The organism is Reichenbachiella agariperforans (genome assembly GCF_900142205.1).
Taxonomy (GTDB): Bacteria; Bacteroidota; Bacteroidia; order Cytophagales; family Cyclobacteriaceae; genus Reichenbachiella; species Reichenbachiella agariperforans.
Genome location: NZ_FRAA01000004.1, coordinates 74154 through 96555 on the forward strand (window position 1 = coordinate 74154; position 22402 = coordinate 96555).

The window sequence follows — 22402 nt, forward strand, 5'->3', positions numbered from 1 at the left end:
AATTCGGACTTTTGAGGGGTTAAAAGATAGAACGTTGGAAAAGCTACCTCTGCCAGAATGAGTTTGAATAGACTATTAATTTTAAATACGTTTGCCCTGCGCTACATTCAAGAAGAGGTACTCATTTAATTAAAGCTCCTCACGAGAATACTTCACCTTTTTAAGTGCTTTTATTATACTTGTGACTAGGCTACTCCATATCAGATTGCGTTTCCATCATTTGATGACAGCTCATCAGATACATTTAGGATGCCTTTAACCTAAAAAAAGACGCTATGGCTAGAGAAGAACAACTGGTATTTTGCAAACAGTGCAGCAACAGAAAAATGGATTTTCAACAAGGACTCATTTGCTCCCTGACTGATGCTAAAGCTACTTTCACTGGAGAGTGTCCAGACTATAGCCTAGACTCAAGTACACAATACGAACACGACTCGTCAGAAGTCATCGACAATGGGGAGGTGAGAATTCGAATATCAACAGAGCTATTAGAGAAACTCCGTCTGGAACAAAATCTCCCTGTCGCACTGATCGCAGGAACCGTAACGGGAATCGCAGGAGCAATCTTATGGGGTGCTATTACGGTAGCGACCAATTTCCAGATTGGCTACATGGCAATCGCGATCGGTGCAGCTGTAGGCATGGCGATGAGATATACAGGCAAAGGCATTGATCCGATCTTTGGATTTGCAGGAGGAGCCTTAGCAGTATTGAGCTGTATTCTTGGAAATTTCCTCAGTGTGATCGGTTTCATCGCCAACAGCGAAGGACTAGATTTCATGTACACCCTGACAGAATTCGACTACAACTACTTGGTTCCATTGATGCAAGAAACGTTTAGTTTCATGGATTTGGTATTCTATGGAATTGCAGGATATGAGGGCTACAAATTCGCTTTTAGATCCTTTACTGATGGTGAGTTAGATAGCTTGAATTGAGCGTAACTACATTTTAGGTTGTAAAACATTGATCACTGATCCTTGGAGTCCCCCCTTATCTTCCTCCGTAGATTAGAGGAATTTGCCACCCCATTCAGAAGCAATACTTGAAACACTACCTAAAATAGCATGAAAGACAAATTATCAATTCTGATTTCAATCGCATACGTTTTCATCATACTGGAAAGCAATGCTGCAAATATCAAATCACCAAAACAAGGACGGAACCATACTGGATCAAAGCATGAAAACCGACCTAAAAAAACTAGTCCAGTCCTTCATCGAGTTAAGTAAAAGTACCAAATGAACCACTATCCAGTCCATGTACTCCTCCTGCTCACGGTAGCCATGAGTGCCTGCCGTGAAATAGTCGAGCAAGTCCAGACCGACTCCCCCTATGTCGATGTGACGACAGACACCACTACGCTACCGATGCTCTATGCAGTATCCGACGAAGAGTATCTGCAATACGGGGCAGATGTCTCCTATGTCACTGCAGCGGGAAACACCATCGTCCCCTTCGGCCACTTTGCCTACTATGGCACGGACTCCTTCACGCATGTAGCGAATGTCATCTTGCACCCCAACGACAGCACCTACGGACGGCAGGTCGGGATCAACCGCTACCAAGATATCCTCTTTGACCTAGTCATGTATGACAATGGACCAGAGCCACTGCACGATGGTCTACTCCGTGTACTGCGCAACGGCAAAATGGGCTTTGCCAACGAAAAAGGACAAATCGTCATCCCCTGCATCTATGACTATGTCCAGCGGTTTGACGGAGGCCAAGCCGAGGTGACCTTTGAGGCCACCGAGTACTACGACCTAGACGACCATCTCCGCGTTGAGAGTGACACTTGGTTCGACATAGATCGCCATGGTAAACGCATCATCACACTCTAGCTCAAAACTCACAACTGCTACAAACATGAACAAAACCATCAGAAAAAAAATAATCTCCGTCTGTGAAGAGAAAATCGAAAAGAAAGGCGAAAAGGTCGGGCTTTCGTTTTACGCCTTCTTTGCCAACAAAAACGACAATCCCGAACTACTCTTAGAGGTCGCCACATGGTGGATCAAAACACACCAACTTGACCACTTCGAAAAAGCCGTCAAAATCCGAAACATGGTACGCGACGAGCTGTGACACGATCCTCTAATTTTCAAACCTCATCTTCCCCGCACCTTGGGTCTGTGTGTCACAGAACTGCCACGCACTGTTACTATTGCACTATAAATAAGTTTAAGCTATAGACACATACTATTGAATAATGAAAGTAGATGAAGGTGTCTTAGATCTCAGGCTCGCTAGTATGAACAATTGGGAATCAAATCTCCCTAACAACTATAGCCAACTTCCTCGTTTCGGTTACATCTAGCGTAGATATGGATACGAAAAGCACATCAGTCCTTTTCATCTTTGTATCGTACAATGAATAAAACCAAAACACACAGACACATGACACAACGAAAAATAGCACTCGTCACAGGCGGTAGCCGTGGGTTAGGTAGGGACATGGCACTCAACATCGCAAAAAAAGGCATAGACGTAGTAATCACCTACCACACCAACCAAACTGCAGCAGCTGAAGTCGTCAAGGCTATCGAACAAACAGGAAGCACAGGATATGCTCTCCAGCTCGACAGTAGCAAGACAGGATCCTTTGACAGCTTCTATGAAGCACTATCAAAACTACTCCTAGACGAAACAGGCGATGCGCATTTTGATTACTTGGTCAACAATGCAGGGACAGGCATCTATACCCCCTTTACAGAAACCACCGAAGCACAATTCGACGAAATGATGAACATCCATCTTAAGGGCGTTTACTTCCTAACTCAAAAAGCCCTCCCACTTCTAAACGATGGCGGCAGCATCATCAATATTTCATCGGGACTAGCACGATTTACCCTACCAGGGACGTCCGCTTATGCCTCCATGAAGGGTGCCATTGAGGTGTTTACGAAGTATCTTGCCAAAGAGCTAGGAGGCAGAGGTATCCGTGCCAATGTAGTAGCACCTGGAGCAGTTGCCACTGATTTCGGTGGAGGAACCAATCGTGACAATGAACAAAAAAGAGCCTTGATCTCATCTGCCACTGCGCTAGGTCGAGTAGGTGAAGCTGAAGATATTGGGCCTGTAGTGGCCTTTTTGTGCACTCCAGATGCCCAATGGGTCAATGCCCAACGCATCGAAGCATCTGGCGGAACATTGATATAAAATGCATAAACTAAATACCATAAGCGACTATCACCGACTAGCGGGACTCCCCAAACCAGAGCACCCGCTAGTCAGTCTAGTTGACTATAGCCAGGTCAACTACCAGACTGATGAAGAGCAGATCACCTTTCTACAAGGCAACTACACCATCGCCCTCAAAAGGGGTGTCTCCGGAAAAATGCGCTACGGTCAGATGCCTTATGATTTTGATGAAGGCCTGATGTCCTTCGTCTCTCCTGGTCAGGTCATCACCGTCAAAGCGCATAAGGACACGGACACTAAGCCTAGTGGATGGCTACTGCTCATCCATCCTGACTTTTTGTGGGGTACATCACTAGCCAAAACAATCAAAAACTATGATTTCTTTGGCTACCAGATTCGCGAGGCACTATTCCTCTCGGACAAAGAGGAGCAATCCATGGTCAGTACCATGCGCAACATCCAACAAGAGTACCATGCTAATATCGATCCGTTCAGCCAAAATATCATCATCTCTCAGATCGAGCTACTGCTCAACTACGCCGAACGCTACTATCAACGGCAGTTTATCACCCGAAAAATCGCTAATCATGAAATTCTCAATCGTTTGGCAGACCTCCTCACCACCTATTTCGACCAAAATAATCTCGCCAACAAAGGTCTCCCACAGGTACAAGAACTAGCCGACCAGCTCTATCTCTCACCCAACTACCTGAGTAGTGTACTCAAAGCACTGACTGGCCAAAACACACAGCAACATATACATGACCGCTTGATCGAAAAGGCAAAAGAGCAACTATCCACTACTCAGTTAACCGTTAGTCAAATCGCCTATGGTCTCGGATTTGAACACGCCCAATCCTTCAGCCGGCTATTCAAACGCAAGACCAATCTGTCTCCTATTGCTTTTAGACGGTCCTTCCAGTAATCTGAAAATTATTCCTTACCGGAATAACTTGACAAATTCACACCTATACTAAGCGTATTTTAGTTTAGCCACTTCAGACTTGAGCATCTCAGATATTTCGCTCAGTTTTAGATTTTTAGACTTGTAGGTATCCATTCCTGAAGACAACTCTATAGCTGAACTCGCTACCTCTTCTGTCCCTGCTGAAGTTTGCTCTGCTATCACTACGATTTCTTCGGTGATACTAACAACATTATTGCTATCCTCCATCTGCTGCTGAGCTGCTTCCAATATGTTTCTAGATAGATCTAGGTTGGCAGTACTGGAGTTACTTATCTCTTCGAACACTTTAGAGGATTCGTTAGATATTTGATTGCCATCTTGAACAGTAAGGTTCATTTCCTCTATTATTCTCGACGCGTCTTCTGTATCTTTTTGAACTCCCTGTACCAAATCTTCTATTTCGAGCGCTGACTTTCTGGAATCCTCCGCGAGTTTTCTGATTTCTTCGGCCACTACCGCAAATCCTCGTCCGGCATCTCCTGCTTGCGCTGCTTCTATTGCCGCATTTAGTGCGAGCAGATTCGTCTGAGATGAGATATCAGTGATGACTCCTAGCACCCTTGATATTTCTTTTGACCGTTCGGTTAGGACAGATATTGAATCCTTGGTCTTGTTAGAGAAAGTCGAAATACTCGTCATACTACTCGTCATGTTATTAGCCATTTGGTCTCCCTTTTTGCTATTTTCAGCGACGACCTGAGCTGATTCATATATATTTTCAGCTTTACTAGCCATATCTCTTGCCGAATGTACGATTTTCTCTATGAGATTAGACGCCTCATCTATCTTGCGAACTTGTGTCTGTGCCCCATTACTCATTTGTGAGATAGCAGACGCTATTTCACTCGTATTTTGACTCATTTCAGTACTAGATAGAGACATTTCAGAACATGCCTCATCAATAGAAATGGTATTCGTAGAGATACTTTCCAGTAAGATGGTGATGTTTTGAAGTGCTAGGTTCAGGCTACTTGCTGTCTTAAGGATATCTCCTTTGGCTTCCTCTGTATATCGCATGGTTAGGTCTCCTTTAGCCATATTATCTATGATACCATTGAGTATAACAAATGGAGAAGAAAATGAAGTTAACAATTCATTGATTTCATGAGCCATACCTAACCACACCCCTTCTTTACCCTCTTTACTAATTCGGCTAGATAGATTTCCAGCATCAGTCGCTTCATTGATCACTCCATTAATTTCACGGACTACTTGCGCTAGATTTACTCTCATTTTGACCAAGGCTTTTCCTAGAGAGTCTTTTTCACTAGAGGTTTCAAATGAGCTTTCTAAATTACCCATCCCTATTTCGGTTGCGAAATCACTGATCCGTCTCATTCGTGTGATATAACTATCCAAACCCGTAAATATCTTTCCTATTTCGTCATTTCTATTCGTATTTGCTTCTTTGATCAATAACGCTAGATTACCCTCCTCTAATTCTTCAAGGTGAAGGATCACCTCTTCAAGCGGTTTTTTAATGTTGACGACCATATATCGCAGGAGAGCATACACTGCAAACATCCCAATAGGGAATTCCCAAATCATATGTATGGCAGCCATATTAGCGACCATGTAAGCCAAAGCGGCAATAAAAGCAGCAAGTAAGATTGTATAAAAGCCTACTCTGGCCAAAAATGAGCCTTTAAAAATGTATCGATTAATAAAGTATAAAAAGGGTATGGCTAACGCAAGAGATAAAAAAAAGATGATGGTATGCATAGTCATGAAACAAGTTTGTTAGGTGAAGTGTGACTCACTATAAAATTAACTACAAAAATGCAGTAGGAAACTTAAAATCAAAAACTTATATATGGTCTAAAGCATAGTACTTCTGGAGATTAAAACAAACTTTCACACATACTACTCCCCCCTTCTTTAGCTGTTCAAAATGTCACCAAACACCCTTATTTGTTAAAACAATAAAAACTCATACAGTGTACACAAGACACTTATAGACGTAATGGACTAACCTTGCAGCTGTAAAATTCAATGTATATGAACAAAGGGCTCTTAACACTAGCAATAGGTGGTTTTGGTATTGGTATGACAGAATTCGTCATGATGGGCATATTGCCAGATGTAGCTCAGGCACTAGATGTGACCATCCCGCAAGCAGGGCATTTCATATCCGCCTATGCGCTAGGAGTGGTGGTAGGTGCACCGCTGTTTTCGGCACTCGGCGGACGCTGGTCCTCCAACACCGTGCTGATGATGCTCATGGCGTGGTTCGCGGTATTCAACACCCTATCTTCTCTGGCATACAGCTATGAAACCCTAATGCTTGCTCGTTTCTTATCTGGCATGCCTCATGGAGCTTTTTTTGGAATAGGGGCTGTAGTGGCAGGACAGATTTGTCGTCCTGGGAAATCCGCACAAGCTATTGCCATCATGTTTGGCGGGCTTACGGTTGCTAATTTGATTGGTGTCCCGATAGGTACTTATTTAGGTCATTCCTTCCATTGGAGTATTGCTTTCGTCATCACTGGGGCTATTGGACTGGTTGCATTGGCGAGTATTAAGTTTTGGATGCCTGTCATGCCTAAATCTTCTTCGGCTGGTTTCTCAGAAGACTTGAAACTCTTCAAAAACCCTGAACTCTGGGCGGTCATCCTACTTACCACTATAGGTACAGGAGGGCTCTTTTGTTGGTACAGCTACATCGCGCCACTGATTACAGAGGTCGCAGGACACCCTGACTATGTCGTGAGTTATGCGATGACGCTAGCTGGTCTAGGTATGGTGATTGGCAATGTCCTCGGTGCAAAATTGGTGGACTATTTTTCTCCCATCCACTCTGTCATTATCAGCTTTACTACCATGGCGACCTTATTGATCGTCAACGTGTATTTGGCACATGATCCTACGTTGATACTCGTCATGACTTTCGTCATCGGAGTAGTGGCCTTTACCGTAGGCACTCCGATCCAGATGGTGATGATCAATACCGCCAAAGGTTCTGAAGTCCTCGGTTCATCTCTCAACCAAAGTGCCTTCAATATGGGGAATGCCTCTGGGGCCTACTTCGCAGGGCTACCGATAGCTATGGGATATGGTTTTACCTCCGCAGATGTGGTAGGAGCAATCATGGCTGGCTCTGGTGTAGTTATTGCCTTTGGGATCATCCTTATGAGAAGATCCCGAGCAAAAAAAGAAGCGAGGGTTAGCCAGTAGTCAGACTAATCTTATTTTCAAAAATCACTTCGCTGACAACCCTCGTGTCAACCAGCCCCTGCGACCTGCTGTAGCGATCGCGTACGGCGTAATCCAAAACAGCCCAAAAGTATATAACAAACTATATGAGTAAGCCCATATCGATTCGTAAGAGCTGTATCTCCTCGCATAGAACAACACAGGTATGCTGGTCAAGATCAGGATACTAAATAGTGTGGAGCTCAAAAACAGCACAGGCTGTGTGATCACAAACAACAACATCAATATGGTAAATGGATATGCCATGATAATTTTGAGCCATTGATTGAAAAACAAAAGCCTAGCACCTACTTTCGATCCCTCTCTAAAATTCTTGAAGACAAATTTTGACATCATGATGTTCTCACGGACGTTGCTTCGCTCCCATCTGATAAACATTTTGTACAGCCCTGTGTAGTCCTCAGGGACATTGGTCAGGACATAGGCATTCTTCTGAAACATCACATGGTATCCTTGCTTGAGTATCATATTGGTCATCGCTCGATCCTCTCCGATATCCGACGGCTGTCCCATAAATGTTTGGTTGATCCAATCAGGTAGACAGGCCATCACTGCATCTCTACGATAGGCTGCCAGTGCACCTGGTGTACAAAGTACCGTCTCTAACTGTCCCTGTGCCGAGCGGATAAATTCAAAACTGAAGACAAAACTCACATTGAGCATACGGGGAAGAATAGCTCTTTCATTGTTGAGTACTTGAACATTACCAGCCACCGCCCCGCAACTTTCTTTCACTACAAAAGGGCTTACCAGATTTCGCAACGTATCAGTTTTGACAATCGAATCACTGTCCACCGTGACGAACACCTCTCCAATCCCTAGATTGAACCCTCTGTGTAGCGCGTGACGCTTGCCTTTATTCTCAGGCTGCTGATAGATGGACAGTCGGTCACCCAACTCCTGCTTAGCCTTTAGCATCCATGACCAAGTATCATCCTGACTCCCATCGTCTATCGCTATCAGCTGTATTTTGTCAGCAGGGTAGTCACTGTTCGCTACACTATGCAAGGTCTTCCATACCAACTCGCCTTCGTTGTATGCTGGCACAATCACCGTGCACATCGGCAGCTCTTCATCACTTACTGATTCGATGGGCTTGTACCTCCAGTAGAGGTACAGGTTAAAGAGGAAAAATCCAATCTGAAATACCAATAGAGAAGTGGTAAGGACGATGAATGCATAACCCCAAGTAGAGTTGATTCGATCCAAGTGCAATTGCTCAAAAGCAGGCTGTAATTCAAAGATTAGAAAGACCGCGCCTGCCAATAACAGCACTGTACCTAAACGAACCATTAGTCCCATAGGATTCTGAATCGCATTCGAACGGCTAGAAAATATTTTTTTTCCTAGTGATTTATTGTACATCGGAAAGATGAAACTAAACAGTCGCTGCTCGTTATCCTTCCGTCGATCATTTAGTGTTTCTGAATGAGACGCAGTAGCGTCTCTATTGTTGGACTTAGTTGTACCCATGGTGTATGTCTTGATCACTAATGTTTGCGTTTATTCATCTGCGTACTGTCTAGGACAAGAATGAGCCATCAGCACATCACATGAACAAGAGCCAACATGTCAAGTAACATGCCATTCGGACAAAACAAGAAACCAAGCGAACCAGCGTATTTTGGGGTTATTTGTTAAATGGACAAAGTGTAGACTTTATCTACACAATAAGGATAAACTACCCATATTGGACACCTTGTGATTTTAATCAAAAAACAGTGCTATCTCTATCAAAAGACACAAAAAAACCTCAAACAAATACATGTCTGAGGTTTCCAACTATTGCTATATGTAGACTTGGGTTAACGTTACATTAACTGTCTTTATTCGAAGTAAGTATAAACCTTAGATACTGTAGCGAAACCATCAAAATAGGTATAATCAGCAGACAAAGGGTAGTCGTCAGTATTATACTCATAAGTCACACCATCATCCGCCAATGTCCCTGAAATAGGATTATTGGTATTGACAGACTCTATCCCAATATTGATTGCTGAGTAGGCAGCTGGATACAATGCACTAAAAGGATTTTGTTTATCATCGTAAGTCGCAGTATACTCTGATCCAAACAACACTTCAACAACTACATTCCCTCCCTCTACGGTATATTCTGTCGTTGATTCAAAATCTTCATCAGTATGATCTACACGCACGACAGTGGTTAGGTATCCTGATTCACTGCTGTAGCTATAGGTATAACTGTAGATTGATTCAGTACCTTCGGTATATTCCGCTGCTACGATTACACCGTCATCGTATTCATATACAGTACTTCCCTCAATATCTCCACTTGTGAATATTTCCTCAATCACTTGATTTTTCTCGTCATACACCAACTCATAAGTCGAAGTAACCTCCGTACCCCAGTCATCTAATACTTTAGTATAGTTAGTCACAAAGCCTGAAGTCTCAGAGTACTCGTATGTCGTAACCGAATTTTCACCAAACGCATCAGCTAATTGATAGGTTTTCAGTTTTGAACCACTCCCTACTTCACCTCTAGTAGTGATGATAACATTGTAAGTCGCTACATCTACAGTATTTTCAGCGGTGACTGTAAAGACAGTAGCCTCTCCGTCTGTGAAGTCAACTGCGCTTCCTGATTCAGGTGTCACTGTTGCGTTTTCAGAAACAACAATCGTTGGCACCAAACCAGATAGATCTGTACCAAAAGGAACGCTGATCTCGATATCAGTACCGAAATCATACGTCACACCTTCTATTCCACCAAAATCAATTTCAAAAGACTCAATATCGTTGAGGCTAGAGAATGACGGGCTATCGTCTTCTGAACATGACGTAAAGCCAATAACCAATGCTGCTAAAGCTAGTATTGCATGAATTTTTCTCATAATTATTTTATTTAAATGATTACTATTAATTGGATTGTAAATCAGGGTTATTAATGATCGCGTCCTGTGGAAAAGGAATCACATACCGCTCATCATTCTGTTCGAGCACATAGGTCTCTCCATCCAATGTTTTGTCTATTCTTTGCTGGGTCGTTCTTCTTAGATCGTTCCAGCGCTGTCCCTCTAGGGCAAACTCACGCTGACGCTCGGACAGGATCTCGTCGGTCAATCCCATTTGGTCCAAGCTCCCTACGCGAAGTTTGTAATCCTCCCACCCATCAGGAGTATATCTATTTTGGGTCAATGCATATAATGCTTCTCTACTTTGAGTCAAAGAAGCTCCTCCTAAGTGAGCAGATGCCTCAGCGATAATCAGATAGAGGTCTGACGTCCTCAAGGTACATTTAAAGTTATCTGCTGATGTCTTATTTGATTTATATTTATTATCACTATTCAGTGTGAAATAATTGGCATATCTAAGATCAGTCGTCTGATCATATTGAGCGATAAGCTCAGGTGAGACAGAGGCATATTCAATCATATCAAATGACGTCACTGTATTAAGGGCAAGAATCGATTCTACCGAATTATACTCTGATGCCATCACCGTTTGTGCTTGATTCAGATCCATAAGGTCAGACTTAATCGCCATGGCTTCCTGTGCTGCATCGACCGCTTTTTGCCATTCCTTCTGATACAAATAGACTCTGGCCTTTAAGCTTTTAATCGCCAAAACAGAAAATCTATAATTGTACCCCTCAGGCTGCTGTTCAACATTTAACAACCCCTCAGCTTGCTCAATATCACTGATTATCAACTTATAAACCTCGGAAACAGGTGCTCGTGGGTAATCCCTTTTAGCATCATACTCAGTCGTCACAGGCACTCCCTCATCACTAGCAGCAGTGGCTGCATCGTAAGGTTTGGCATACAGATTGACCAAATCGAAATACTGCAAGGCCCGAAGAGCGTGTGCTTCTCCTACCAACTGATCGATCTCTTCGGAATCCCCCGTGATGTCATCAGCGCTCCCGATGACGTGATTGGTATAAAAAATAATAGTATAAAACGTCGCATAAGGAAAAACACGTGTATCCAAGCCTGGGTTCACATCATTCCACACATAGATGTCTTTGTAAAAATCAAAGCGTTCTCTATTGGACTCCAAAAGCAACTCATCAGTACGGTATGTCGTGACCACTTTGTGCTGAATTTCTGTATCATAAGCTGCCGTCAAAAAACTTCTAAATTCATCCACTGATTTAGGGATCACCTGACCAATGGGTTCTATATCAAGGTAATTTTCGCAAGCGCTCAACATCACCGAGAAAATCAATATTATTTGTGCTATTCTTTTCATGATCGTCATGGTTAAAATGAGAGATTAAGACCTGCAGAAACAAGCTTTGGCAATGGTTGGGCGTAGGCACTACCGTATGTCTCTGGGTCAAAGTAGTTCGTATAGTCAGAGCCAAATACTAGGAGGTTTCTTCCCTCTAAATAAAACCTAACTGTAGATACTCTGAGCTTCGAAGCTGCAGCAGGTGATAAGCTATACCCTAGGCGAATACTATTGATTCGCAGATAAGAGATCTCTTCAACCCAAACATCTAGGTCATTATATGTATTGCCCCCATCTCCAGAGTTGAACCAGCTGTAGACCAAATCGGTATTAATACCAGCAGAATTGAAACCTATGAGACCAGGCAAGTCTCCAGTCCCAGCCGAAAGAACCTCAGTGCTGTAATTGTTACCTGGATTCACAGTTGTCATGTGATATGGCGCGTTTCTCTTCACCGTCTGCTTGATGTTAAAATTAGCTGCAATCTGCAAATCAAACTGCTTGTATCTAAACGTGTTATTAATCCCTCCAGAGAACTTAGGCGTGGCATCTCCGACATAGGTATAGAGATCACGGTGTTCCTCTCGGGTCAACTGACTGCCATCTGTCCCCTCCAATAGATTATAAAAATCAACTGCGGACATGGTTTCTCCATCTTTGACAAAGAGCGGAATACCATTGCTATCTAGCCCATCCGTCTTGATCGCGAATATGGCATTGACACTATACCCTTGTAGTGATGGTTTAAAACTCTCCTCTTGAATCTCGACACGATCTACATTATTTCTGTTAGCAGAGATATTGAAACTGGTGCTCCATCTGAAATCAGTGTGATCGATATTGACCGTGGTAATTGACAGTTCAAAACCTTTGTTAGTCACTGTAGCCCAGTTCGTGCTGATCGTATTATACCCTGACTCTAACGGCACAGACTGTAGCCCTATCAGATCGGTACTCTTTCGGTAGTAGTAGTCATTGGAGATGAACAATCTACCATCCCAAATCCCTAGGTCAAACCCAATATTACTCGAAGTAGTTTTTTCCCACCTGAGATCACCATTAGGTGCTCCACTGGCTCTAATTATCTCCTCACTGATGCCTGGCAAAACACTCTCCGTACCATAGGTACCCACCACGTATGGTGAAGTGGTTTTATCAACATTTCCTTGGATACCATACGAAGCTCTAAGCTTCAGCATATCCAACCTACTACTATATAAGAAGTTCTCTTTGGCCAAATCCCAAGAACCCGCTACTGACCATATCGGCAGGTATCTATACTTTGGGTTGACCCCAAATAGGTTCGATCCATCATAGCGTAAACTGCTAAACAATGAATATTTACCATCATAGGTATAAGATAGCGTCCCAAAGAATGACGCATAAGCATTACTCGAATAGGATTTTTTATAAACATTAAAATCAGAACCAGTTGCTGCGCGCTCATTGGTGATCGGAACAGTTGTCAGTGTATTGGGGTTATAGCCAAAACCTCTCGACCTGACCATTGTATTATTATCTTCTCTAAACTCCGTCCCAACCAAAACATCAACTTCATGCTTATTATAAAAAACCTGACCATAGTTGATCATCGTTTTCCAGTTGTATTGAAATGCATTAGCGTTAGTATTTTGAATGATCCCTCCCTCTGGCATATAGTACAGGTCTTCGCTATTATCTCCTAGGTACTGTGACTTTTGTTCATATTTTCTAGTATAGTAACTTTCCTGATCCGAAAACTGCTCTGCAGCATCATTGTCCAGTTGCAGTCCCAATTGACTCGTGATTTTAATCCCAATCTCAGAAGTATAGTCAATGCTAAAAATAGACTTCATAGAATTAGCGATCAGCTCGTTACTGGTATTAGCACGCTCTTCCAGAAGGTTATAGTCCAGATTGATATCTGACCGCTCTATTAAGTCTGGATCATATATGTAGTCTCCGTTGGCATCCTTCAGCCCTAGATATGGATTAGCTGTTCGAGCGTAGTACGCAGGATTGGTATAGGCATCTATTCCCGTGAGGTATGAACTAGTTCTGTTTTGACTACCAAACAATGCTACTCCTACTGTGAAATTATCAGTCAGATCATAATTATTCTTGAGTGTAAGATTGAATCGTTTTTGCTCAGCACCTATTGTAGCTCCTTTTTCATCAAAATAACCTGCAGAAAAATAATAGTCATTTCGATCATTCCCGCCTGACATGCTCAACCCATACTGCTGATTAATAGCTGCCTGATAAATTTCGTCTCCCCAATTGGTATCCGTATCTTTCAAACCATTAATAGCGGCTTGTACACTTGGGTCTAGACTTGAAAAACCATTGTTGGTAAAGTTATTATACTCTCCGCTCTCGTTGAGTATACGTGCCACCTCTCCTTGCCCTTGTTGGTATCTTAGATCTGACCGACTAGCCATGTATAGCTCAAAGTCAACTTTTTCAGAAGAATTCATCAGGTTCAGCTTACTAAAGTCAGGTTTCTGTGTCACAAAAGTGTTAGCAGTAATATTGACTCTCGTCTTTCCTTTTTGACCATTTTTAGTCTTGATTACAATGACACCATTCGCTGCTCGGGCTCCATAAATAGAAGTCGCTGAGGCATCTTTTAGCACGGTGATACTCTCAATATCATCAGGATTGATTCCAGATATAGGATAAGATTTGAGCAAATCAATGTTATCCTTATCTGTAAAATCTGATGGAATATCGTCTCCTTCCAATGGTATACCATCTAGTACCCAGAGCGGATCTGACGAACCGTTGAGTGTAGAGGTTCCACGAATGTTAATCTTGGCTGGAGAGCCAGGTGCTCCATTAGTAGGTTGGACATACACCCCTGCAAGCTGCCCCACAAGCATTTGATCGATATTAGCGACCCCAGCTTGCTTGATTTCTACAGCCTCTACTTTGGCCATAGACGAGGTTGTCTTTCGCATGGTAGTTTCTTGATACCCAGTCATGACTATCTCATCAAGCATCTCCACAGAGACTTTCATCTCTATGAGCAGTCCTGTAGAATTCATCCCAGCGATATCGACCGTTTGTGATTCGTATCCCGTAAATGAGACCACCAGTGTATTAGCATCAGCAGGAGCTCTAAAGGTAAAATTACCATCTAGGTCTGCAATCGCCCCGACTACTGAGCGCTCACTACCGACAGCATCCATAGTGATATACACCGAGGCTCCAATTACCGGTTCTTTAAAATCCATATCTACGACCTGACCACTCACTTGCTTTTGATTTTGCCCAAAAACGATGGTCGGCAATAGAAATAATAAGTAAACAATTCTTTTCATTCCTTCTATCTCTTAGTTCTCTAAATTGTATTCGATTCTAGCAATCAAATCTTCATAATGCTCGCGCGTATCTCGGTCTCCCTTTTTACGCTTCTTAATTAAAAATGCAAGTATCCGTTCTAGCTCAGCGCGTTTGCCTGAGGCTATATCAGAGACTCTAGGGATATAGGTGTAGTGGATATTCTTAAAAGCCTCTGATTCGGGGGTCAGTGACTGTTCTTTAGTTTTCTTTAATAACTCCAACCGATCAACGGTCAGTACATCGACATAGTTCTTTTGTGTCATTCGGTCATACATAGACAAATTTTTAGTAGCAGCGAGTTCCTCAAAAATCACTTCGAACAAAGTATCGTAAATATCATGTGCCGTAAAAACATCTTCCGAATCAGACACCAATACCTCATTGTCTATTATTCGCATCAACCTATCTGTTTTGATTAGGCCAAACAACGCATTGGTTTGATATACTCTCATGAGAGACACAGGGGAATAATACCGCTCTCCATCAGGCGCGTCACGTACTACGTATGCTTTATGAATCAAATCAGGAGTAAATAGCCAGTGCTGTGGCAGTACAGCGTTCTCTATCAAATAGGCAAGTGACCGACGTTGGACATCTGCTGGTACTGGCACATAACTATCCTTACCATCTCCATATACAGTATTATTGAGATAGACGCCTCCGATGTTGGCCATGACATGTCCACTATAAGTGACCCACTGATCGATGACTCCTTTGTAGAGTTTGGATGCATTGTAGTAATCCTCACCCTCTTCATAAGTCCAGTCTATTATGTTAGGCACGATGCGCTTAAGGTTGAGCAATCCATATTCACTAGCTGCTACTGCATCATCACCTAAGTCTTCTGATTGAGATCTTGGATCAACAACATCCTTTGGGCTCTGCTGTGCCCCAAAAAAGTACAAAGGATCATTTTCATGAACTCTGATCCATCGGTCCAAGGTTGACAACTCATCATGAGCCGTCTCCACATCTAACCATCTATAGCCCCAATTAATTGCATAACGATCATATACACCTATTTGAGGCGTAATCTCCTTGACAGAGTCCTCTGGTTGAGCGACATAATTAAACCTAGCATAGTCCATAATCGATGGAGCTGTTCCTCCCATATTAGCTGTAAATGAAGGGGAACGCAACGAATCTACAGGATAGCTATATGATGCCCCCATATTATGGGATAGACCAAAAGTGTGTCCCACTTCATGCGATGACACGAACCGGATCGCCTCCCCCATATGTTCGTCGGTAAACTTGTTGGCACGAGCTTTTGGATCTATTGGGCCTGTCTGAACACGCATCCATTGATGCAATCCCATCATCAGGTTATGCCACCAAATGATGTCTGATTCCAGTATCTCACCACTCCGTGGATCAACTATAGCTGGCCCCATAGCATTTTGTTTTTCGGAAGCTGCATAGGTGATGACAGAGTATCGCACATCGTCCACATCGAAAGTCGTATCCTCCGCTACCGGGTACTTGACATGTAGTACATTTTTGAAGCCAGCAGATTCAAACGCTTCATTCCATTCCATAACTCCCCGCTCTATATAGCTTCTCCACTGTGGAGGAGTAGCGGGATCTATATAGTACACAATTGGCTTTTGTGGTTCAACAAGTTCTCCAGCCTTGTATTTGGACACATCTTCTTTTTTGGGTTCGAGTCTCCATCTGGTGATGATCTCTCTATGCTCAACCTTATGTTGATCATCTGCATAATACTCCAGTGGAATTCCGAAATAGCCAATTCTATCATCAGCAAAACGTGGAGTCATCACCTCCTCTGGTAGCAAAACAATATTGATCGTAACACCTACAGAGAGTGGCAATGCTGGACCTCCCTCACTCACAGATGTAGTCATTAGAGATTTCACGACGATGTTTTCAGGAAAGGCCTTAACTTCTTCTATCTTAGACAAGTTAGCTTTAATACCTCCTCCTAATCCTGTATTCGCGAGTATGTCAGTAAAACTCTTCTCTGTCCCGTTGAAAACTTTATTAACCTTAATAACAACGGTCGTTGAGTCTTCATTTTGCGCTTCGATTTTAAACTCTTCTATTACTGATTCGCCAAAATTATCTCGGACAGACAAAGAAATCGCATCATCTGCTGGCACTTTTACTCTAGGGTTAATTGTCTTTACCCATATTTTTTTCATCAATGTATCTTTATAAAACCGGATCAATTTGGTTTCATAAGTCATACCCTTATTCAATCCATGCCCATTCAATGCATAGGGTACACTTGACACCTTATTGACAATCAATAGATCCTTCGTCAATACAGAATCGGGGATTTCGAAATATACATCTTCCTTCATTTGATGTACTGAGAAAAGGCCTACTTGGCTCTTCGCTTCTTTCATCAATTTCGCATAAGAAAACTCACCATCAGTTTTGACACTATCAGCCTTACCTTCTACTTCCTGCGCATATCCAGAAAAGACAACTACAACCAATAAGGGAAAAAGGAAAACAGATTTCAAACAACTCACCATACTACACTCAATTTCCTCAAATGTATATTTACCTCCTTTCCTTAAAAAATAGAAAGGAGTCAATACGACATTAATAGGAGTGAAATGGTCTATACAGTGAGTAAAGGCAAACAGCAAATGTATTGATCCCCTACCACTCGCGCTCTAAATGTCGATACTTCGTAGTATTCATAGCTATTTTTCAAGTACTCTAACCCCAAGTGATGACTATCAGCTACGGCTCTAGGGTTATAATTATTACTAACCACGATTTGATCTTCCTTAACCTTAATTTCTATATACAATGGGTTCGTCTTGGTTATCTCATTGTGTTTGATCGCATTTTCTACAAGAGTCTCTAATGCTAACAACGGAATGGATTTGGTCATACTCATACCTCCGTCCTCATAGAGGATCGATACATTGAGACTTGTGCTAAATCTTATTTTTTGAAGAAAAATGTATTGCTGCAAAAACTCCATTTCCTCCTTGACGGTGATTAAATTCCCTTGTCTGTCTTTTAATAAGTATCGGTAGACCTCTGAGAGTTTGAGTACAAATTCCTGAGACAGCTCTGGATTCGTTTCGATTAACATGATCAAAGAGTTGAGCGCATTGAAAAGAAAATGCGGATTCATTTTTCGTTTCAAGCGCCTAAGTTGTAATACAGCATTCTCTCGCTGATATTTTTCATTCATGAGCTTAAGATGTTCTTTCTCTTTTTCTGTCACTCTATTTTTGACAAACTCCCTTTTAAGCTGAAATCTGGACAAACCGAGAATCATAATAAACGTCACCAGTGTCAATAGTCCAATCCAATAAAAATAACGCTTGGTATCTAAAAGTGACTCTTCAATATTGATCTGAATCGGAAAACTAGCAACCTGAATCACATCATGTTTTCGGTTGGTCTCTATCACGCTATAATACCGCATCACCTCCAGCCCCAAATATTCTGAAACAGCCTGAATCTGAATAAACGGAAATATTCCTTTCGAACCTTCTTCATTATTCAACACATCCTGAATACTAACCTCTTCAAAATAAAATTCAATCGCCTGTCCAATGTATTTTGGATCAGGGTGCAGCATACAAATACCATCACCATTGAACAATACATTATACCCCCCACGTGAGGAATAGTTCTGAGAATAATACTCCCAAAAACGAATTAAATCCACATCATAACCAAAAATAATCACATCCCCCTTCGTGGATTTACCCATAATCATCTTTCGCTCCAATGTCGAAGAATCAGTCCGTACGATCTTGTTGATAGTACTCTCCATCGTCAGCGCCATCAACGCTTCTGCTTCCAAAGCAATACCTGCCCATTCTTCAGCACCTAGTATCCTAGACGAAAATTTATCGATCAACTCGCCTTTTTGGAACACCATTACCCAACTATTGACAATCTTTTCATTGGTCAATGTTAGCTCACTGATCAAGCCTAACCTAGAAACCAGTTGATCAGACGAAAGGCCATTACTAAAAGTATTTTCTACGTCTGTCATGTACAAGTCCAATGCATTGATCTCAAATGACAAGGCATTTTGCTGAGCAACGTGTTTTTCACGAATTACCTCTACTACCAATTCCTCAGTGACATCTGTAATTTTGGACGTAATCAACCCGATAATTACAAAAAACAACCCTACCAAAAATATACTGATATAAAAGTAGTGCTGATGCCTTTTGATATTTAGCAAAAATCCCATTTGCATTTTCTAATACTCCAATTTATCGTTCTCAAACCTCCAGACACGATTTATTCTACGCCGTTCAACCAATTTTTAAATGCTCCTACATTCTTTGCGCTTACCAATATTAACTCCTCGGAAAGAGCTCCTATTCCTAGTTCAACATTAATTCTATTCTTGCTGAATTTAGATAAAGTCTTGATCGCGGCATGACTCACGATATATTTTCGGTTGACTTTGAAGAAATCTTCAGGGTCTAGTTTAAGCGCTAAATTAGAAATCGTATCCTCATATAAGTAACTATCTCCCTCTTTTGTATAAAGATACAGGTACTTGTCATCCGCCATAAAACACCCTATATCACTACTCTTTAGCGAAATCAATTGATCACCTCTAGTGACTAAAAAACGCTCTTGGCTCTTCTTAGGCGCTTGTCCCTTAAACTCCTTAAGTAGCATTTCAATCTTGTCACCCTGTTCGCTACCTGTAGCATTCAAACCGGTATACTTTTCCAATGCAGAATTGAGCTTTTCACGGTTGTATGGTTTCAGTAAATAATCAATCGCAAAATACTCAAAAGACTGAATGGCATACTTATCAAAAGCCGTTGTAAATATGATCGGGGTTTTAATATCCAAAGAATCGAATATTTCAAAACTCATCCCGTCACCCAAGTGTATATCACTAAATATTAAATCACAACTGTTGTGTTGAAACCACTCAAAAGCCTGCATTTTGCTATCCAAAATCGCGATGACTTCTAGATCATAAGGACTCTTGAGCAATAATTTCTCTAAAAATTCAGACGCTAAATCTTCGTCTTCTATGATTACTACTTTCATAAAGAAATAACTAAATCTTTAATGTCAAACGTTATTAATCTCTATTCATTTCCTCGTCAAGGAACTACCTTAAAAAAAAGCGGTTCTCTTATCAAAAGGCAACCTCATGTCCGAAAAATCATATCCTATTAATCCTCTCGATACTTCTCTATCAATGCTTTGGTCATTTTGATCCCTTCGTACTCAGAGACTCCATCTCCCTCGAACTCCACACCAATATATCCGTCAAAATCGCTGGTATTGATCAGGTCAAACATGCGCTGATAGTCTGTCTCAGCACATTCGCCCTGCTCATCAAAAGCAAATGTTTTGGCACTGATCCCAAAACTGTAGGGCAACAAATCCTTCACACCTTGGTATTTGTCATAGTCTGCAAAATTGCCAAAATCAGGTAATGCACCTACATTAGGGTGATTAGCCGTTGCTAGCGCATGGGCTAATCTCGCCCCATCACTAGAAAACGAGTTCATGTTCCACGAGCCATCCGGCATGCTGATGCCATGATTCTCTATGATCACCATCAGCTCCTTTTCCTTAGCAACATCTCCCAGTTCTCTCAGTGACTTCACCAAAGCAGCCGTCACCGCCTCATCCGACCCAAAGCCATTGCCATTGACACGAATAGACAAACATCCCAAAAACTGTGCAGCCTCCAGCCACTTGATATGATTCTGCACTGCGGTTTGGCGGGACACTTCTGTCGTATCCCCTAGATTTCCCTCATGATCGACCATGATCATCGTACTCTTCACTCCATAATGTTCACAGCTATCTTTGAGCTGCTGCAAGTATGCCATATCAAAATTATTGTCAGGAAACAACTGCGACACATACTCCACAGCATAGATCCCAAACTCCTCTGCCGTTACTCTCGGAAAGTCCAGATTATCCATCTCTCCACTTTTGATCGCACGGTGCAGCGACCATTCGGCTAGTGATATTTTCATCTTACTCATTTCTACAGTTTCTTCATTTTTCTGTGCTGACTGACAGGCTACTCCTCCTACTACAAGGCAAGCCACAGCGATCATATTCATCAATTTCATTATGCTTTTGTTTTATTATCCAATAGACTCGCAGTATTCTGCTTGTCCCATGTAGATGTTAGTAATTAGTAAGTCAAAACTATCACCTTCATTGCACACCTACCCTAGACATTCTGACCAATACCGAAGGATAATCGCTACAAAGTTCACTTCCGTGAAAACAAAAAAAACCTCGGCATCATAGCCGAGGTTTCAATTCTCTAAAGTGTCACAGCACTTATTTGATCAATGTCTGATCTCTATCTGGCCCTACTGATACGATATCGATCGGCAAACCTACTGCCTTCTCTATATACTCCACGTAGCGCTTGACCGTATCAGGCAAGCCATCGTAGCTAGAGACACCTGTCAAATCTTCACTCCAGCCTGACAATGTCTCATACACTGGTGAGAAAGTATCGTCAGATAGATCATGTGGTATCTGATCCGTCACGCTACCATCTTTGCTTTTATACTGAGTACAGATTTTAATCTCTTCAAACCCTGTCAATACGTCGGCCTTCATCATATAAAGGCGTGTTGCTCCATTGACCATGATCGCATATTTCAATGCAGGCAGATCCAACCATCCACATCTACGTGGACGTCCTGTCGTAGCACCAAATTCTCCACCGTTCGTACGCAGTGTCTCTCCCGTCTCATCGTGTAGTTCGGTAGGGAATGGACCGCTACCTACTCTCGTACAGTATGCCTTGAACACTCCAAATATCTCACCGATACGGTTGACAGCCACACCCAGTCCTGTACATGCTGCAGCAGTCGTAGTGTTGGAGCTCGTCACAAATGGGTAGCTCCCAAAGTCAATATCGAGCATTGATCCCTGCGCTCCTTCTGCCAAGATTTTATCCCCAGCATCCAAATGACCATTGAGCATATACTCACTATCGATCAAGTCGAAGGTTTTGAGGAACTCAATGCCCTTGAAAAAGGCATCCTCTAGTTCTGTCAGGTCAAATTCAAAATCGTATTTGCTAAGAATTTCCAAGTGTCTCTTTTTAGACACCTCATACTTATCCATGAAATCAGCTCCCAGTGTATCACCTGCTCTGAGTCCATTTCTAGAGATCTTATCTTCATAGGTTGGACCGATCCCCTTGAGGGTCGAACCTATTTTCTTCGCTCCTTTGGCGTTTTCATACGCCGCATCTAGTATCCTATGTGTCGGTAGAATGAGTTGCGCTTTTTTAGATATTTTTAGTTTGCTTGGATTGTAGTTCTCGAACTTTTCCAAAGCAAGGATTTCCTTTTGGAAGATAGCAGGATCTAGCACCACTCCATTTCCAATTACATTAAGTGATCCTTCGTGAAAAATACCAGACGGAATCTGGTGCAATACGTGTTTGGTATCTCCAAACTTCAACGTATGACCCGCATTAGGTCCACCCTGAAAACGGGCAATCACATTATACTTGGGCGTCAAATAATCAACAATTTTCCCTTTTCCTTCATCTCCCCACTGGAGTCCTAGCAATACATCTACAGACATGCT

The 22402-nt window shown here is 42.2% G+C and carries 16 protein-coding genes; 6 read left to right on the forward strand and 10 right to left on the reverse strand.

All coding sequences use genetic code 11. The features are described 5' to 3' along the window. Positions 1–275: 275 nt before the first annotated feature. The 5 genes from BUB99_RS11535 to BUB99_RS11555 all read left to right on the forward strand — a co-directional run bounded on the left by BUB99_RS11535 (position 276) and on the right by BUB99_RS11555 (position 4069). The gene (locus BUB99_RS11535; RefSeq protein ID WP_073122674.1) at positions 276–938 is read left to right on the forward strand and encodes a hypothetical protein; all 663 of its coding nucleotides are present in this window, start codon (positions 276–278) and stop codon (positions 936–938) included. 303 nt (positions 939–1241) lie between these two features. Beyond that, complete coding sequence (locus tag BUB99_RS11540; RefSeq protein ID WP_073122675.1) at positions 1242–1844, forward strand: WG repeat-containing protein; 603 nt, start codon at positions 1242–1244, stop codon at positions 1842–1844. Positions 1845–1869: 25 nt separating this feature from the next. Beyond that, positions 1870–2088: a DUF6500 family protein gene (locus BUB99_RS11545; protein WP_073122677.1), complete on the forward strand. Its 219-nt coding sequence runs from the start codon at positions 1870–1872 to the stop codon at positions 2086–2088. A gap of 312 nt (positions 2089–2400) precedes the next feature. Continuing rightward, positions 2401–3162 carry an SDR family oxidoreductase gene (locus tag BUB99_RS11550; protein ID WP_073122975.1) on the forward strand — a complete coding sequence of 254 codons (762 nt, stop codon included), beginning with the start codon at positions 2401–2403 and terminating at the stop codon, positions 3160–3162. A gap of 1 nt (position 3163) precedes the next feature. Continuing rightward, the gene (locus BUB99_RS11555) at positions 3164–4069 is read left to right on the forward strand and encodes a helix-turn-helix domain-containing protein (RefSeq protein ID WP_073122679.1); all 906 of its coding nucleotides are present in this window, start codon (positions 3164–3166) and stop codon (positions 4067–4069) included. Between the two features lie 48 nt (positions 4070–4117). Here BUB99_RS11555 and BUB99_RS11560 read toward each other — a convergent pair whose 3' ends face one another. Further along, positions 4118–5746, reverse strand: a complete 1629-nt coding sequence (locus BUB99_RS11560; RefSeq protein ID WP_170863788.1) for a methyl-accepting chemotaxis protein — start codon at positions 5744–5746, stop codon at positions 4118–4120. 363 nt (positions 5747–6109) lie between these two features. Between BUB99_RS11560 and BUB99_RS11565 the strand changes: the two genes are divergently transcribed. After that, complete coding sequence (locus BUB99_RS11565; protein ID WP_073122681.1) at positions 6110–7285, forward strand: MFS transporter; 1176 nt, start codon at positions 6110–6112, stop codon at positions 7283–7285. Between the two features lie 24 nt (positions 7286–7309). On the opposite strand, the gene BUB99_RS11570 is transcribed toward BUB99_RS11565, so the two are convergent. From BUB99_RS11570 to BUB99_RS11610, 9 genes are all read right to left on the reverse strand, one after another. Beyond that, the gene (locus BUB99_RS11570; protein WP_221407501.1) at positions 7310–8797 is read right to left on the reverse strand and encodes a glycosyltransferase; all 1488 of its coding nucleotides are present in this window, start codon (positions 8795–8797) and stop codon (positions 7310–7312) included. A gap of 353 nt (positions 8798–9150) precedes the next feature. Further along, the gene (locus tag BUB99_RS11575) at positions 9151–10179 is read right to left on the reverse strand and encodes a DUF5018 domain-containing protein (protein ID WP_073122682.1); all 1029 of its coding nucleotides are present in this window, start codon (positions 10177–10179) and stop codon (positions 9151–9153) included. Positions 10180–10204: 25 nt separating this feature from the next. Further along, a complete protein-coding gene (locus BUB99_RS11580; RefSeq protein ID WP_073122977.1) occupies positions 10205–11539 on the reverse strand; it encodes a RagB/SusD family nutrient uptake outer membrane protein in 1335 nt (444 codons plus the stop codon). Positions 11540–11550: 11 nt separating this feature from the next. Beyond that, on the reverse strand, positions 11551–14823 hold the full coding sequence (locus BUB99_RS11585; protein ID WP_073122683.1) for a SusC/RagA family TonB-linked outer membrane protein: 3273 nt from the start codon (positions 14821–14823) through the stop codon (positions 11551–11553). 12 nt (positions 14824–14835) lie between these two features. Continuing rightward, positions 14836–17334: a zinc-dependent metalloprotease gene (locus BUB99_RS11590; RefSeq protein ID WP_221407502.1), complete on the reverse strand. Its 2499-nt coding sequence runs from the start codon at positions 17332–17334 to the stop codon at positions 14836–14838. Between the two features lie 101 nt (positions 17335–17435). Further along, the gene (locus BUB99_RS11595) at positions 17436–19043 is read right to left on the reverse strand and encodes a histidine kinase (RefSeq protein WP_170863789.1); all 1608 of its coding nucleotides are present in this window, start codon (positions 19041–19043) and stop codon (positions 17436–17438) included. A 50-nt stretch (positions 19044–19093) separates the two neighbouring features. Next, a complete protein-coding gene (locus BUB99_RS11600; protein ID WP_073122686.1) occupies positions 19094–19867 on the reverse strand; it encodes a LytR/AlgR family response regulator transcription factor in 774 nt (257 codons plus the stop codon). 128 nt (positions 19868–19995) lie between these two features. Continuing rightward, positions 19996–20913 (reverse strand): sugar phosphate isomerase/epimerase family protein, encoded by a 918-nt coding sequence (locus BUB99_RS11605; protein WP_073122687.1) that lies wholly within the window; start codon positions 20911–20913, stop codon positions 19996–19998. Positions 20914–21130: 217 nt separating this feature from the next. Beyond that, a complete protein-coding gene (locus tag BUB99_RS11610; protein WP_073122688.1) occupies positions 21131–22399 on the reverse strand; it encodes an adenylosuccinate synthase in 1269 nt (422 codons plus the stop codon). Positions 22400–22402: the final 3 nt, after the last annotated feature.

Bases quoted from the DNA above. Each gene is read 5' to 3' on its own strand.
- BUB99_RS11535 (WP_073122674.1), top strand. From the start codon at position 276: ATGGCTAGAGAAGAACAACTGGTATTTTGCAAACAGTGCAGCAACAGA.
- BUB99_RS11540 (WP_073122675.1), top strand. From the start codon at position 1,242: ATGAACCACTATCCAGTCCATGTACTCCTCCTGCTCACGGTAGCCATG.
- BUB99_RS11545 (WP_073122677.1), top strand. From the start codon at position 1,870: ATGAACAAAACCATCAGAAAAAAAATAATCTCCGTCTGTGAAGAGAAA.
- BUB99_RS11550 (WP_073122975.1), top strand. From the start codon at position 2,401: ATGACACAACGAAAAATAGCACTCGTCACAGGCGGTAGCCGTGGGTTA.
- BUB99_RS11555 (WP_073122679.1), top strand. From the start codon at position 3,164: ATGCATAAACTAAATACCATAAGCGACTATCACCGACTAGCGGGACTC.
- BUB99_RS11565 (WP_073122681.1), top strand. From the start codon at position 6,110: ATGAACAAAGGGCTCTTAACACTAGCAATAGGTGGTTTTGGTATTGGT.
- BUB99_RS11570 (WP_221407501.1), bottom strand. From the start codon at position 8,797: ATGGGTACAACTAAGTCCAACAATAGAGACGCTACTGCGTCTCATTCA.
- BUB99_RS11575 (WP_073122682.1), bottom strand. From the start codon at position 10,179: ATGAGAAAAATTCATGCAATACTAGCTTTAGCAGCATTGGTTATTGGC.
- BUB99_RS11580 (WP_073122977.1), bottom strand. From the start codon at position 11,539: ATGAAAAGAATAGCACAAATAATATTGATTTTCTCGGTGATGTTGAGC.
- BUB99_RS11585 (WP_073122683.1), bottom strand. From the start codon at position 14,823: ATGAAAAGAATTGTTTACTTATTATTTCTATTGCCGACCATCGTTTTT.
- BUB99_RS11595 (WP_170863789.1), bottom strand. From the start codon at position 19,043: ATGGGATTTTTGCTAAATATCAAAAGGCATCAGCACTACTTTTATATC.
- BUB99_RS11600 (WP_073122686.1), bottom strand. From the start codon at position 19,867: ATGAAAGTAGTAATCATAGAAGACGAAGATTTAGCGTCTGAATTTTTA.
- BUB99_RS11605 (WP_073122687.1), bottom strand. From the start codon at position 20,913: ATGAAATTGATGAATATGATCGCTGTGGCTTGCCTTGTAGTAGGAGGA.
- BUB99_RS11610 (WP_073122688.1), bottom strand. From the start codon at position 22,399: ATGTCTGTAGATGTATTGCTAGGACTCCAGTGGGGAGATGAAGGAAAA.